The organism is uncultured Thermanaerothrix sp. (assembly GCF_938028735.1).
In the GTDB taxonomy this organism is placed as follows: Bacteria; Chloroflexota; Anaerolineae; order Anaerolineales; family Anaerolineaceae; genus Thermanaerothrix.
Genome location: NZ_CALIMF010000002.1, coordinates 366,592 through 381,365, shown reverse-complemented (window position 1 = coordinate 381,365; position 14,774 = coordinate 366,592). Strand labels below are relative to the sequence as shown.

Sequence of the window (14,774 nt, the reverse complement as noted above, 5' to 3'; positions counted from 1 at the left end):
TTTGCAACGAATGAAGTGGCGATAGATCAGGTGAACAGCCGCGGCTGCGGACTCTCTTTTGTGTAAGGGATGCCAAGATGGGCATAGGCCAGGGGGGTAGCAACCCGACCCTGAGGCGTGCGATCTAAAAAACCCAGTTGAAGCAAGTAAGGTTCAACGACATCCATGATGGTATCGGGCTCCTCGCCGATAGAGGCCGCAATGGTGTTCAACCCCACAGGTCCACCGTTGTATTTCTCGATCACGGTACGTAGAACCCGTTGGTCCACGTCATCCAGCCCCAAGGGGTCCACGTTCAGCAGATTCAAGGCCTCACGCGCAATTTCGGCAGTGACTTGGCCGGCAGCACGCACCTGTGCGTAATCACGCACTCGACGGAGCAAGCGTAAGGCTACGCGCGGCGTGCCACGGGAGCGACGGGCAATTTCTTCAATTCCTGCTGGCTCCGCCTGAACCCCCAACAGCATGGCAGCGCGTGTCAAGATCTGGCTGATGGCCTCAAGGCTGTAGTAATCTAGGCGATAAACTGCCCCAAAGCGTGCGCGCAGGGGGGCGCTCACCAGGGCCAGACGCGTTGTGGCACCGATCAAGGTGAAGCGCGGAAGTTTTAGCCGGATTGACCGGGCTGCCGGACCCTTGCCGATGACAATATCCAAGGCGAAGTCCTCCATGGCAGGATAGAGGACTTCTTCAACCGCCTTTCCTAGGCGGTGGATCTCGTCAATAAAGAGGATATCGCCGGCACGCAAATTGGTCAAAATTGCAGCCAGATCCCCAGCGCGTTCGATGGCGGGCCCCGCTGTCACTTTGATCTCTACGCCCATCTCGTTAGCCAGAACATGTGAGAGGGTGGTTTTACCCAGCCCAGGTGGCCCATAAAACAGGACATGCTCGAGCGGCTCACCACGCTGGCGAGCAGCGGCAATAAGGATGGCCAAATTCTCTTTCAGTGTGTCCTGACCAATGATGTCATCTAGACGGCGCGGGCGCAAGGCCTGATCTAGACGGTCGTCCGGCCGGCTCTCGGGTTGCACTAAACGCTGCTTGATTTCGTCCATATTGGTTTGATTATAACCGTTTTCGGCGAGGCATTTGAGATTATAATAAGCGAAATCTGAGACAAGGAGCCGCGCATGTCTCTCGTTCATGTCTCAAAGCACCCGCTGGTGGCTCATAAACTGACAAAGTTGCGCTCAATGGAGACCGAACCCAAGCGATTTCGCGAGTTAGTGCGCGAATTGAGCGCGCTATTGGCCTACGAAGCAACGGAGGATCTCCTGACCCATCCGGTGACTGTGCAAACCCCGATGGGGGTGGCGCAGGGTGCGGAACTGGTGGATAAGATTGGTCTGGTACCGATTCTGCGCGCCGGGTTGGGAATGGTGGAGGGCGTTTGGGAACTCATGCCCTCTGCGGAAGTTTGGCATTTGGGGATCTACCGGGATGAGAAGACGCTAAAGCCTGTGCAGTACTACAACAAATTGCCCACTGAACCACGGGTGACGGTGTGTCTAATCCTGGATCCCATGCTGGCAACGGGAGGGTCCGCCATCGCGGCGGTCGATATTCTCAAGCAGTGGGGCGTGAAGCGAATCAAGTTTGTGGGGTTAATCGGCTCGCCCGAGGGGATTCAGCGCTTGGAGAGCCATCATCCTGATGTGACCATTTACTTGGCAGCCATTGATGAGCGTCTGAACAATCAGGGTTATATTGTGCCTGGTCTGGGGGATGCGGGAGATCGCCAGTTTGGGACGGGGTAAAGTAGCCCGTTTGTCAATTCCAGGGTTCTTGGCTTATTGAATATCTGGTTTGGAGAGGGGCTTACGCTAAGAGAGCTCGCCGGGCATGGGCAATTAACCGGTTAAGAGCCCATAATGGCAGAGCCAAGGCCAGGTGTACCGTCAGGGCGATCCCCAAAATAAGCCCGAGGGTCAGGAATCCCCGATTGAGAAAGGGCCATAAGGTAAGCGCCAGCCACTGCCCCATGCCGGCTAGAAAGGCTATGAGAACAACCGCCCCCAGGATGGTCGCAACGCCCCACCATGCACGACGGTCGGCCGCCGAAGGGATCATGGTGCTACTGATGGCGAAGGTGAGGTAAAACCACAGCCAAAAATCTGGCTGCTGCGTTAGGGTGAGGGCTTGCTGAAAAAGTGCCCGCCACTCGGCCTGAAGGAAAAGGGGGATCAAGAGTTTGAAGTCAAGGATATTCAGTCCGAGATGGGCAACCAGAAGCGCACCCGTAAAGAAAGGTGCCGCTCCGATAAGAGCATCGCGCAGGAAATCGGCCGGGGTAGTGCGTACGGCCCCCAGTTCCAGTTGTCCGTTTGGCAATAAACGAGGCAGGAGTGAAACCCCTTGCACCGGCACGCGTAATAGCCAGGCCATAAGGGCATGGCTGGCTTCGTGCAAGAACACTCCCGGAAAGAGAAAGATCGAAAACAGGGCGATTGCCCAGTTGGGGCGTCCAGTTAGAAGATAAAAGAAGGCCTGCATCTCGTGATGTAGCCAACGCTGAATCACAAGGAACAGCAGTGAAGTGAGTCCAAAGGCAAGCAGGCCTTCGAAAGCCAAGTGTTCTCACCTGGCAGCGGCTTCGACGATTTTAACGAACTCGGCCGTCTTCAGGCTGGCACCACCGACCAGGGCGCCATCAATTTCAGGCTGGGAGAAGAATTCAGCGGCATTGGTGGCGGTTACCGAGCCGCCATAAAGCACCCGTACCGCTTCGGCCACTGCCTGCCCGAACATCCTGGCTAGGGTGGGACGAATAACCTCTCCAACAACACGATTGGCATCCTCGCCGCTGGCCGCGCGTCCGGTGCCAATGGCCCAAACCGGTTCATAGGCAATGACTAGCCGGCCCGCTTGTTCGGGGGTCAGGTCTTTCAATCCCTGCTCAATCTGGCGGGAAACAACCTCGGCGGTGCGACCCGCCTCATTTTCGGCCAGGGTTTCACCGATGCAGACAATGGGGGTTAGGTCATTCGCAAGGGCTGCGTGCACCTTGCGGTTAACCGTTTCATCGGTTTCTCCGAAGTAGGTGCGCCGTTCGGAATGGCCCAGGATAACGTACTGGCAGAACTCCTTGACCATAGCGGGTGCAATTTCACCGGTGAAAGCCCCAGATGCTTCCCAGTGCATGTTCTGAGCTCCCAGCCCGATTTCGGTGCCACTTAGCATGGCGGCTATAGCCATTAAACTGGTGAAGGGGGGACACAGGACGCGCTCCACCGCATGGACCGCCTGCAATCCTGGCAGCATCTCCGAGACCAGGGAACGAGCTTGCTCAACAGTCTTGTTCATTTTCCAATTGCCGGCAACTAGAGGTTTACGCATGGTGACATCTCCTGAAGGGAATAAAAGAGGTTACTTGGGTAGCGAGGTGAGGTGGTGATTCGGGGGCGCGATGGTCGTGGAGGTGGGTTGAGGTTCTTCCAAAAAAGCGCCCTGGGAAGCCAGTAAGAAGGCTGTAAAGCCTATGAACGCCCAAGGTAACATGGCCGCCTGAGCATGGCGGGCAAGGATCAAGGCCGAAGTCAATAAATAAAGGCTTAGTAGCCTCTCGCCCCATTCCAAATAATTATAGAGGGTTTTGGCCGACTGTGCCGGGCGAATGGCGGCGGATTCCTGGGTCAGAGCCTTGGGCGTGCGTTCAAAGACCCCGCCTTCGTGTAGCAGACCGTCGAGGGCACCAACCGCGCAGGTCAAGCTAATCCCGATTCCCAGCACAGCCATTCCAGGCAATAAACTGAGGCGTTGCCGCCAGGTAGAATAGGTTTCGGTCTGGGCTACCAGGTATTCTGCGGCCAGACCAAGGCCGCCCAGTGCGCTCCAGAAGAAGAAGTTAAAGTAGGAGGGTGACCACACCCCAATCGGCAGGATAAGCAAAAATGCCAGCACGGCAAAAGGAAAAGGTACGTACATTGAGAGGTGTAGCAACCCCTCTAAGCGGATCTGCCAGGGCAATGGGGCGCGCCACAGACGCGCTCCAAGTTTGCGCAGCGTCTGGACGCTCCCTTTTGCCCAGCGGTATTGTTGCCGCCGCAGAGCGGCCATGGTTTCGGGTACCTCAGCCTGGACGGTGACATCAGGAAGATAGAGGCCTTTCCAACCTAGCAATTGAGCCCGATAGGCGAGATCCAGGTCCTCGGTAAGGGTGTCCCATTGCCAACCGCCGGCTGTCTCAATGCAGGTACGGCGCCAGATTCCCCCCGAACCGTCAAAGCCGATGAAAAAACCACCGGCCGCCCGACCGCCTTGTTCCACAATGGCATGTCCATCCATGGCCAGGGCAACTAGGCGAGAGAGAAGGTTGGCGTGGGCGTTGTAGTGAACCCATCGCGTTTGGACAAAGCCAACGTGGGGATCTTGAAAGGCGGGTACCACTCGTTTGAGCCAATCGCGTGGAGGCAGAAAATCGGCATCAAAGATGGCGATCAGCTCACCCTTAGCGGCGGGCAGACCGGCTGCCAAGTTGCCGGCTTTATAACCCTGACGGTTGGTGCGGTGGCGATACACGATCTGGAATCCTGCGCGCCGGTAACGCTCGACCAGCGCACGAGCCAGTGCCGAGGTCTCGTCGGTAGAATCGTCGAGCACCTGGATTTCCAGGCGGTCACGCGGATAGTCCAGGCGGGTAATGGCGCGTAGCAAGCGGATCACTAACTGCCCTTCGTTATATATTGGAAGTTGAACAGTGACCCGTGGCCACGAAGTGGGAGGTGTAAAATCGGAAGGGCGAGGGAGGCGTTGGCGGTGACGCCAATAGGTACAAGCCAGGAACAGGCTGTTAAGCCCAGGGATGAGGACGGCCAGCATGCATAGGGCATAAATGACTTTGAGCGTAGTGAGGAGAGCTTCCCAAGCAATTACGTTGGTCATAGTGCCCTATCCTTCAACAGTCATGGAGGATTTTGCAAGTAGCAATTCTACCACTATTACGTTAATCAGAAATTTGAGGCAAGAAAGTCTGGGAAATGCGAGAAAACATCTATTCCTTGTCGAACTTGGGGGGTTGTGTTAAAATCAAAACCAGAAATATGGTGGCTGTAGCTCAAAGGCAGAGCACCTGACTGTGGATCAGGTGGTTGTGGGTTCGACCCCCATCAGCCACCCCTATTTTTTAATCTTCCTATCTTGAAAGCCTTTTCCTCAATAACTAAATTAAATAACATTTAGAGATTTCTGGCCAGGGGTCGCTAACTTCTGCTGAATCGCTTTGTTGTTCCCCGGTTTGATCTCGCCACGCATGTCTGCTATTTCCTGTCCGATAGCACGCACTAAACTGACAGCATTGGCAATTTTTTGTGGAATCTCAAGATGGGATGACGATGTGGAGATGGGGTGGAATAGCAGCAGGGGTTGAGGTTTCAGAACGGGACAACATGTGGGGAATGCCTTAGTAGATAGTAGGAGCGCATTCAGAAAACGAGCGTTAACAATGCCGAGTCATTAGTGGGGGTAATCTTGGCAATAAGTCAAAAATTACACTCTAAAATGATTGGACTTTTGTTTGATTTCGGTTAAAATGAAATTACCCTGTAACCCCGGTTCGTGAGACCTGTGCTAAGGTCAACTTAATCATGAATGATTCTTGTAGGCTCCTGATCCTAGAGCCCGACCAGGCGCTCCGTCTATGGTTGGTTTCGTTGATTGCACCTGCTGGGCATACCATTTTGGCGGCTCCTTCCTTGGAAGTGGTAGGGGCATCGCTGGTGATAAAAGATTTCAATTTTCTAATTGCCGATTTGAAAGACGAGGCCGAGTGGGCAGCCTTGGGCGAAGCGCTGGCTCGTTATGGCTTCCCTCCTAAAGCCATCTTCCTTGTTCCTGCCGATAGCCGAGGGCTGCCTGCTGAGTGGCCCTTTACATATATAACACTGCACAAACCCCTGATGCCGCGTGACTTGATGGTAGCCATTGCAACTCTGCATAAAGGGAACGCAAAACTTCCCGATGTGGCGTTGGCCGTTCGTGAGGTGGGGGCGCTCTATACAGCACCCCCAGTGTCTTGCTTTGAGCGCCTATGTGTGTACTTGGATACGGGGAGTCTCATAGATTGCCAGACGCGCACGCTACGTGTCGCTGACCAGAGCATTCGGCTTTCACAAACCGAGTCCTACCTCTTGGAGAGTTTGTTGACCACACACGGCTTAGTCATGCCTTATGAGGATCTGGTGGGACTAATTTATGGGTATTCAATTAGTCGATCCGAGGCTGCCCGGTTGTTACGTCCGGTTGTAACCCGGTTACGGCACAAATTGGCTCATATGGGAGGCCAACGCTGGATTCGCAATCAACGCCAATTAGGATACAGCCTTCAAATTGCCCCGACACCTGGACCGTTGATCGAGTAGCCCGCAACGTGCTTACCGTTGCCAGGGAAAATCAATTTCTGGGAGATGAGGTGGATTGAGCCAGCGCAACCACCCACTATTGGTTCGCTGCTCAGGTGCTGCTTGATCCATGGCTATTAGGAGCATGCTGCTACTGATCAGGAAGGCCCCTGTCCATTGAGCGAGACTGAGACGCTCACCCAGCCATACCTGAGCCAGGAAAACGGTAACCAGCAACTCGCTCAGGCCCAAAAGAGCCGTTTGGAGCCCCCCCAGGTTTTTGACGCCAAGGAAAAGCGTTAGGCGGGACAGGAACGTAATTCCTGCCATTCCCACTACAGGCCACCATGAAAGGGTAAAGGCTGGGAGCGAGGGATGGGCCACCAAGAATGCTACACCTACGGTTAATGCCATAGCCAGCAGGGTGTAAAAAGTAACCGTAGGAGTGGGAGCCTCATATAATATGCGTTGATTGATAATCAGATGAAGAGCATAGAAGAGGGCTGCCAGCAACATCATGAATGTCCCGCCTAGATCAACCGGGTCGTGCCCGGTGCGTATCAGAAGATAAATACCGGGCAAGGCTAACATCAGACGTACCAGCGTGACGCGGCTGATTTGCTGACGGTCCAACCAGAGCCAAAGGGCGACAAAAAGGGGATAGAACGAGTAGATCAGATGGCCCACACTGGCGTCCAGGCGGCTCAAGGCGGTGTAGTAAAAAATCGAACCGACTCCGTTAAGCACCCCAGCAATGAGACATCCTAGCAAACCTACCGGGTAAATATAGAAAAACTGGCGTTGAAAATTCATCATCCCTAGCATCAGGATAGTCGCAATGGTGCTTCGCAGGGCAACAACAGCCAGAGGCGAGAATCCCAGCATGAAGGCCTGCTTGCCGAAAATGGGCATGGCGCCCATGAATAGCGCCGAAGCAAGCGCTGCTACGACCCCCTGAGACCGCCGGTTTGCCCGCATTTTCACCTTATCCTGCTGGAGGGTTCATTTCAGCAGAGCGCGAACCTCATCCAATAAATCATCGCTTAAAAAGTCTCCTTTCTGCATCAGAGATTGGATGTGGCCGCGCAAGCGCTCTTTCTCGGCTGGGGTTAACTCTTTGGCAGTGACCACGATGATGGGAATTTCGGCGGTTTCGGGCTGAGCCTGCAGGGCTTCAATAACGCCAAAGCCGTCTACTTCGGGCATCATCAAATCCAGGATAATGAGATCCGGGTGTTCACGCCGCGCCAATTCGATGGCTTCGCGGCCGCTGGCGGCTTCGAAGAGGGTGTAGTCTCCCTGAGATTGCAGAATGCGGCGAATCAGACGGCGGGCCTCAGGATGGTCATCTACAATAGCAATGCGTGGGAAGCGGTCAACGGTGATCTTGCTGAGCGCGGCCAGCAGTCCTTCTTCTGCGCCGACATGCATGGCATCTGACACGACCACACTACGCGACCATCCCTCACCCAAGATAGTGCGTTCTACCGGTAAGGTGTGTCCGGAGATATTTATTACCACCACTTCATGGGGTTTGATCTGCCCACTGCGCACCAATTTAATGAGTCCAGCGCACGCGACAGCAGCGGCGGGTTCGACCGACATTCCTTCCATTTTGGCCAGAAAATGAATGGCGCGAAAGGCTTCCTCATCACTGACACTTTCGAAGGCTCCGCCAGATCCTTCCAGCATCCAGTTGCGTAAGAGCGTGTAGGTTCGTCCAGGGTCCCCTGTAGCCAGGGTGGCGATATTGGTACGTGGTGATTGAATTGGAATGGCGACCTCGCGGCCCTGTTTCCAGGCATTGACCATGGGAGCGCAACCTTCTACCTGGATGACCCCGATTTTAGGAATCCGGTCAATCCACCCCATCTGGTACATCTCGCGGAAGCCCTTGAGTACCCCCAGTGGGCCCATACCACCGCTTACCGCTTGGATGTACCAGTCAGGCGCCCGCCAGCGGGGACGCGTGGTTCCCAGACCGTTGGCTGGCGGTTCCAACACTTCACCGAGTTGTTCGGCGATCTCGTAGGCAATGGTCTTCATGGATTCGATGTTGGTGATGCTCCTAGCCCCAGTATCCAGAAAGATGCCCCGCTGACGTGCGAATTCTGCCGCGACCTGCTTGGCTTGGTCGTAGGAACCGGTGACCTTGATGACCTGGGTGCCATATAGTGCCACTTCCCGCATCTTGGCGGCTGGCACCAGGCTGGTAAGGAAGGCCCAGAGTTTTATCCCAGCACGGGCTGCGTAGGCCGAGTAGGCGATGGCCACATTGCCGGTTGAGGCCAAGACAACCTCGCGTACCCCGGCAGCTTTTAGCGCGGAGATACTCAAGGCAGCCTGACGGTCTTTGAACGATGCGGTGGGCCCTTGGCGTTCATCTTTCATAAAGAGGTTGGAACACCCCAGCATCATGCCCAGGTTAAGGGCGCGGATCAACGGCGTTCCCCCCTCGGAGAGACGCAACTCAGGTGCCGGTTGGGTGATCGGGAGCATTTCGCGATAGCGCCAGAGGTCAAAAGCCCGTTCTTTTAAACGCGGCGGAAGGTCGGAGGCTAGATGTGCGTAGTCATACGTAGCTTGCCGCCATGCTCCCCCACATGCTGGGCAAACCGTTTCCAGAGGGTGATAGGGTGCCTGAAAACCACAATCTAGGCACTCAATCTGACAGTGTTCGTTGAGCATGCATACACCTCAATGCGATGGTGAATGGCCTTTATGCCACTTCTGAAGGGCCGACTCCAGCAAAGCAAAGAGTTCCTTTTCCTGGAACTGGCTCTTGTTGAGCATTCGTTTGCTGAATTCGGCCAGTTGTTCGCGTTGCTCGGGGGTTAGGTCAGCCCCTGTGATGATAATGACGGGGATGCGGTTCCAGGTGGGGTGAGTGCGCAGCGCTTCCAGAACCTGAAAGCCATCCATTCCGGGCATGAATAGATCCAGCAAAATGACATCCGGGGTATGCTGTGCCAGGTGATCCAGGGCTGCCTGACCATTGTGAGCTACCTGAATGTGAAAGCGTTCATCGGAGTCGAGGATCTTTTGTAGCAAGCGCACATCTTCTGCCGAATCGTCTACAATCAAAATCTGTGGGTCACTGCCGCCGTTTTGGAGGCGATAAAGTGTGTGGATCAGGTCCTCGGGCAGGAAGGGTTTGACCAGGTAATCAGCGGCCCCTAGGCTGAACCCCTTTTCTTCTTCCTCTAAAATGCTGCAGATAATCACCGGGATATCCCGTGTCTCGGGGTCGTTCTTCAAATCAAAGAGTACTTGCCAACCGTCCTTGTCGGGCATCATCAGATCCAAGGTAATAGCAAAAGGCTTAAGACGCTTTGCAACAGAGACGGCCTGATGAGGATTATGGAGAGGTACAATGCGATAGCCGTTATTCTCCAGGTAGCGCTGGTAGAGCTGGGTAACCTGGTGGTCATCATCAATAGCCAGGATGACGGGGGTTCCTTCGGGCAAAGACGAGGCTTGGGAAATGCTTTCGTCTGTTGAGGGTTGTGGGATTGGCAGAGTGAAGAAGAAAGCACTTCCCTTATTGACTTCACTCCACAGTAAGCCGATGCGTCCTCCATGCATTTCCACGAAGGAACGACAGATAGATAGTCCTAACCCCGTCCCCCCGGTACGTCGGGTGGGGGAGTCATCTACCTGCGAGAAGGGCTGGAAGAGTTTAGCGCGATCCTCCTCGGCTATTCCAATGCCCGTATCGGTGACCGTGACCATGACCTCGGGGATACCCTTTGGCCCCTGGACCACTTGGGCTTCCACCGTAATGGACCCCTCCTCGGTAAATTTGGCAGCATTGGAGAGGAAGTTGAGCAGCACCTGACGGATGCGAGTGGCGTCAGCAATTACAGTCGGCAAATTGGCAGGCACATGATGGTGGAGGGTGATGGGTTTGTCCTTGACCAGTCCTACCGCGGTTGACATGACACTGTTGATCAGGTCTCCCAGATTTACCTCACTAAACTGGAGTTCCATCTTCCCGGCTTCGATCTTGGAGAGGTCGAGGATGTCATTGATCAACCCCAGCAAATGCTGGCCGGAGTTGTAGATAGAGGTCAGGTCTTGCCGTTGTAATTCGGTGATGGGCCCGTCAATGCCTTTGAGAATCACCTTGGAGAAGCCAATGATTGAGTTCAGCGGCGTGCGCAACTCGTGGCTCATGTTGGCCAGGAACTGACTTTTTAGCCGGTCGGCACGGCGCATTTCTTCGACCGCTTTCTGAGCCAGTTCGTAGGCACGGGCGTTTTCAATGGCTACGGCAATTTGATCGGCCAAGATCTGGAGCACGTGGAGATCTTCAGAGGTGAAGGCGTTCTCATTGCGGGCGTGGATATCCAGAACCCCCATGACGTTGTCACCCGTTTTGAGTGGGAGCACAACTTCTGACCGCGTATGAGGAAGAAACGGATTGGGCTGATAAATCGGATCCTCTAGAACGCGATTCAGAACCAGGGGCTCCCCCGTGATTGCTACTCGCCCAATAGGGTTACGCGAGCCTTTGGCATAGCGGATCGGGGTGCTCAAGACGTTCTCCCGTCCTGCGCCAGCGGCTTCGCGCATAACCAGATAAGAGCCCTCTTCATTGGTCAGGTAGATGCCCACATGGTAGTAGTTGAAACGCTGGGCTACCAGTTCGACCATGCGCCCAAGTAGGGTGTTGAGATCCAGTGTGCTCAAGGTATCGCGAGCAATCTGAGCGGCTGTTTCGAGTTGCAGGGCGCGGCGCTGCGCCTCGCGCAAAAGGCTGAAGCGCTCCACAGCAACGGTGACTCCGTTGGCGGCGGCTTGCAAAATCTGAAGGTCTTCCGCAGAAAGCACCATCGGGTGAGAGGCGGAGACGGTCAACAGACCAAGGAGACGTCCGCCGCTGCGCAGGGGAATGAAACAGCCGGAATAAACCCCTAGCGTTTGCAGGGTATTACGCGAGATCGGATCCAAAGTGCTTTGCTCGAGGTTGGTAAGTACCAAGATGTCCTGGCTCAGATGGCTGAGCACTGGGAAAGCCTGGGCCGGAAGTACCATTCCCTGGCGTTGCAGGGAGGCATTCTTGGAGCTGAAGCCGGCAACTTCAAGCGAGGTAACCTCACCTTCGGGGGTGCGGTTGACCAAGATAATGGCCAGATTCTCAGCGCTCGCAGGTAGCGCATGCTGGAAGAGCAAATCGGCCAGTTCTTGCACTTCACGAGCCTGGGCAATACCGTTGCTGATGGTGTATAGCAACTCGGTACGAGCCAGGGCTTTTTGGGTTTGCTCGAAAAGGCGCAGATTTTCGACCTCGGTGGCCATCTGACCAGCCAGCGGAGGGTAAGTACGTAACTCCCGTCCACTAAAGTGGTGCGGCTCATCGCAGAGTAACAGAAGAGCGCCCAACTGTTCACGCGACGCCCATAAAGGCAGTGCCGCCAAGGCCCGCACAGAGAGATCCAATAAGCGTTGGCGCATATCTGGATCGGTGATCTGTTCTAAAACATCCTCGTAAAACTGTGGGCTACGGGTGCGAGTTAGACGGTAATAAGGGTGATCGGGGCCATAGAGGGTGTCCACAGGAGGCGGCGGTGTTCCACGACCACTGTGCCAGTTAGCTACCACACGCAGGTAATCCTTTCCCAGTGCGGCGTCGCTCTCGTTCAGAAGCAGGACGGCTCGATTGATGGCTGGAATGCGCATGCCCTGAGGAATGACGGCCACCATTTCCTGGAGGGTGGCAGCGGTAGACATGCGCGTGCTGAGGTGATACAGGTTTTCGGTTTCATCCAGCGAGGCTTGGAGTTGTTCCAGGAGGTCTTGGCGTACCAGGGTGTTGGCGACAGCATCCGCGGCTAGGCGCAAGATGTTGATTTCATCGCTTTGCCAGAGGCGGAGAGTGGCTTGTTCAAAGGCTAAAAAACCAGGCACTGAGGCCTTACCGGGAACGGCCAGGAGTAAGATTGAAGCAGTATTTAGATTGCGCAAGAAGTTTTGTTCAAAAGCCTCTAAGTCATCCAGGGTGGCAGCCACCCAGCCCTGATCGCGCAGAGGCCGGCTCCATGAAGGGAAGAGGGCTACTGGCATGTGCTGGAGCTTATTCCGTTCAAGTTGAAATTCGGTTTCCTGTTTTGACCAGTCTGCAACGGCTGACCAGTAAAGCCCCTGTTCATCCTCTTTGACGGTTGCGTAGAAGACATGATCACATTGAGCGGCTTCGCCTAGAAGACTCAACACCTCACGCAATGCCTTGAACCCCGATTCGCTCAATAAGGTTACTGCGCGGGCAACGCCCGCCTGATACCGTTCGCGGGTTTCAATGGCACGTAACCCCGCTACTACCTCCTGGAACAGGTTCGCGTTCTGGAGTGAGATGCTCAACTGGGTGACTAGGGTGGAGAGCAACTCATACTGAACCCGTGAGTAGGCATTAGGTGAGGTGAAGGACTGCACCAACAAAGCTCCAATGATGCGCTCACCGGTACTCATTGGGAGTGCTATCAAGGCTTTAGGAGCAGGTTTGGGAGGGCACACACCCAAGCGCTGAAGTTCCTCTGCCAGGTTTTCGCCCAACCAAAGGGGTTTGCGTTCCTGAATCACATAACCCAGGAGGTCCTCTTTAGAGAGCGGGCGGGACGGCCAATCCTGTGATTCGCCGTTCTGAATGACCAACGGAAAGCGGAGCAAGCGGCTCTGTTCATCATAAAGCGCCAGTATCAGATTAGTATTATCAGCAATCTGCCCCACAGCCTGAGGCACCAAATCCAGAATCTCATCGGCTTCCGTTAGCCGTGAGATTTGTTGTCCAATCTCGTTGAGGAGCGCCAGTTGTTGGTTGCGGCGGAGCAGTTCTTGTTCAGCGCGTGTGCGCTCGGCCAGTTCTTGCTGTACGGCGGCATAAAGTTGGGCGTTTTCAATTGCCAGACTGAGTTGTCGCAGCACTTCCTCCACGAGCAGAATTTCGTCTTCCGTCCAGATACGATCTGGGGTTTCATCCAGCACTTCTAGTAGACCCTCACCGAAACCTGGTAAAGCGAGGGAGGCGGTCAGACGAGCCGGTTGGGCTAAGGAACGCTGATGCAAGGGGGTTTTTGATCCGGAGTCCCCTCGGTCATTCATGGTGGCGGGATGGGCGTGACGTGGAATGGTCTTGACCGTGGGTGGAACCGGGTGGGTCTTGATATCCGCGCTGGCAGGTTGGCGCAAAGGCGGAGCGGATGGTGACTCAAGCGGTGTATCTGATGCTGGTGTGAGGGAAGATTGAGTTGCAGAGGTATCCAAAACCTGGATATAGCCGCGCCAGTGGCGATTGGGTTGAGAAGCATCCCCAAGCGGGTACGCTGTTATTCGCAAGACCAGCGGTAGACCGTGTTGATTATGCCAGGTGAATTCTTCCTCAAATGGCGCTTCGGGAGCCTTCAGCCAAGCCTGGAGACGCGAAACCGTGCTAGCCGGCAGAAAGATCTCAAAAAGATTGTTTCCAATCCATTGCTCAGGCGAAAGGCCCAACCAGTGGGAAACTTCCGGACTACAGGCGACACAAATCCCATTGGCCTGGCAAGTAAATCCCCATCCCCGTGGGGCAGGTTCTGCTGAAGCCGGGCGACGCGCAGTTATTTCCTCCCCCCGCAAAGGGCTAAGTTGTTCAAAAAGAGCATCAAGCCGGCTGTGCAAGGGTTTCTTCGACATAGTGGGTCATCTCCTTGGCCAACACGCGATATTGCAGTGCCGCCCGACTTTTGGGGGCATGTTGGATGATCGGGATACCTGCTATAGCACTTTCGCGTAGGCGTGTATCAACGGGAATCACTGTTTCCATGAGACCGTCAGCAAAATGCTCGTGTAAGTACTGATAGAGCGTGCGGTGAATTCGATTGCGCTGGTCGAACAAGGTAAGGAGCAGACGATAGGACAAAGCAGGATTGTACTGCTCACGAATACGGCGGATCAATGTTAGCATGTTTCTCAGGGCGTAAATTGAGAAAAACTCGGCCTGGGTGGGAATAAGTGTTGTGTCAGCGGCAGCCAGGGCATTGCCCATTAAGGCCCCTAAAAAAGGAGGACAATCGAGGATCACATAGTCGAATGTAGCACCAATGAAGGGCAATTTCTTCTGCAACAAAGTTTCGTACCCCGGTTGGTGAGGGAGTAGACGTTCGGCTAAACTTAGCGAGGGATTACCCCCCAGAATGTGGAGACGTTCCATCTTGGTGGGCTTCCAGAGCTCCTCTGCAGGGGGATAATTCTCCAAAATGACATCCAGGATGGTGGTTCTGGTTTGCTGGGGGTCAGCGCCAACGGCCAGAGTGAGGTTGGCCTGGGCGTCCATATCCACTAGCAGGACTGAGTAGCCCATCTCGGCCAGGGCGGCTCCAAGGTTGACGGAGGTTGTTGTCTTAGCCACACCGCCTTTTTCATTCGCTACCGCTATACACCTCATAGAACCCTCCCACACGA

10 protein-coding genes and 1 tRNA gene are annotated in these 14,774 nt (G+C 54.8%); 3 read left to right on the top strand and 8 right to left on the bottom strand.

Translation table 11 applies throughout. The annotated features are described in order from the left end of the window. Positions 1 to 26: 26 nt before the first annotated feature. Entirely contained in the window at positions 27 to 1,058 is a 1,032-nt protein-coding gene (gene ruvB, locus Q0721_RS02420; protein ID WP_366519158.1) for a Holliday junction branch migration DNA helicase RuvB, read from the bottom strand. A gap of 75 nt (positions 1,059 to 1,133) precedes the next feature. On the opposite strand from ruvB, the gene upp reads away from it, so the two are divergent. After that, positions 1,134 to 1,760 carry a uracil phosphoribosyltransferase gene (gene upp, locus Q0721_RS02415; RefSeq protein WP_299024925.1) on the top strand — a complete coding sequence of 209 codons (627 nt, stop codon included), beginning with the start codon at positions 1,134 to 1,136 and terminating at the stop codon, positions 1,758 to 1,760. A 61-nt stretch (positions 1,761 to 1,821) separates the two neighbouring features. Here upp and Q0721_RS02410 read toward each other — a convergent pair whose 3' ends face one another. From Q0721_RS02410 to Q0721_RS02400, 3 genes are read right to left on the bottom strand one after another with little or no spacing between them, the layout of a single operon-like run. After that, complete coding sequence (locus Q0721_RS02410) at positions 1,822 to 2,574, bottom strand: hypothetical protein (protein ID WP_299024922.1); 753 nt, start codon at positions 2,572 to 2,574, stop codon at positions 1,822 to 1,824. A 6-nt stretch (positions 2,575 to 2,580) separates the two neighbouring features. Continuing rightward, entirely contained in the window at positions 2,581 to 3,339 is a 759-nt protein-coding gene (gene tpiA, locus Q0721_RS02405; protein ID WP_299024920.1) for a triose-phosphate isomerase, read from the bottom strand. A gap of 30 nt (positions 3,340 to 3,369) precedes the next feature. Beyond that, positions 3,370 to 4,884 (bottom strand): glycosyltransferase, encoded by a 1,515-nt coding sequence (locus Q0721_RS02400; RefSeq protein ID WP_299024918.1) that lies wholly within the window; start codon positions 4,882 to 4,884, stop codon positions 3,370 to 3,372. Between the two features lie 161 nt (positions 4,885 to 5,045). On the opposite strand from Q0721_RS02400, the gene Q0721_RS02395 reads away from it, so the two are divergent. Beyond that, positions 5,046 to 5,117: transfer RNA gene (locus tag Q0721_RS02395), tRNA-His, on the top strand. A gap of 468 nt (positions 5,118 to 5,585) precedes the next feature. Then, a complete protein-coding gene (locus Q0721_RS02390; RefSeq protein ID WP_299024916.1) occupies positions 5,586 to 6,359 on the top strand; it encodes a winged helix-turn-helix domain-containing protein in 774 nt (257 codons plus the stop codon). A gap of 12 nt (positions 6,360 to 6,371) precedes the next feature. Here the strand turns inward: Q0721_RS02390 and Q0721_RS02385 are convergent, their stop codons facing one another. From Q0721_RS02385 to Q0721_RS02370, 4 genes are read right to left on the bottom strand one after another with little or no spacing between them, the layout of a single operon-like run. Continuing rightward, complete coding sequence (locus tag Q0721_RS02385; protein ID WP_299024913.1) at positions 6,372 to 7,316, bottom strand: DMT family transporter; 945 nt, start codon at positions 7,314 to 7,316, stop codon at positions 6,372 to 6,374. Positions 7,317 to 7,340: 24 nt separating this feature from the next. Beyond that, a complete protein-coding gene (locus Q0721_RS02380; protein WP_299024911.1) occupies positions 7,341 to 9,026 on the bottom strand; it encodes a pyridoxal-phosphate dependent enzyme in 1,686 nt (561 codons plus the stop codon). A gap of 9 nt (positions 9,027 to 9,035) precedes the next feature. Beyond that, positions 9,036 to 14,006 (bottom strand): GAF domain-containing protein, encoded by a 4,971-nt coding sequence (locus Q0721_RS02375; protein WP_299024909.1) that lies wholly within the window; start codon positions 14,004 to 14,006, stop codon positions 9,036 to 9,038. Next, positions 13,975 to 14,757, bottom strand: coding sequence for a ParA family protein (locus tag Q0721_RS02370; protein WP_299024907.1), 783 nt, complete (start codon positions 14,755 to 14,757; stop codon positions 13,975 to 13,977). The genes Q0721_RS02375 and Q0721_RS02370 overlap by 32 nt, the downstream gene beginning before the upstream one ends. Positions 14,758 to 14,774 lie beyond the last annotated feature (17 nt).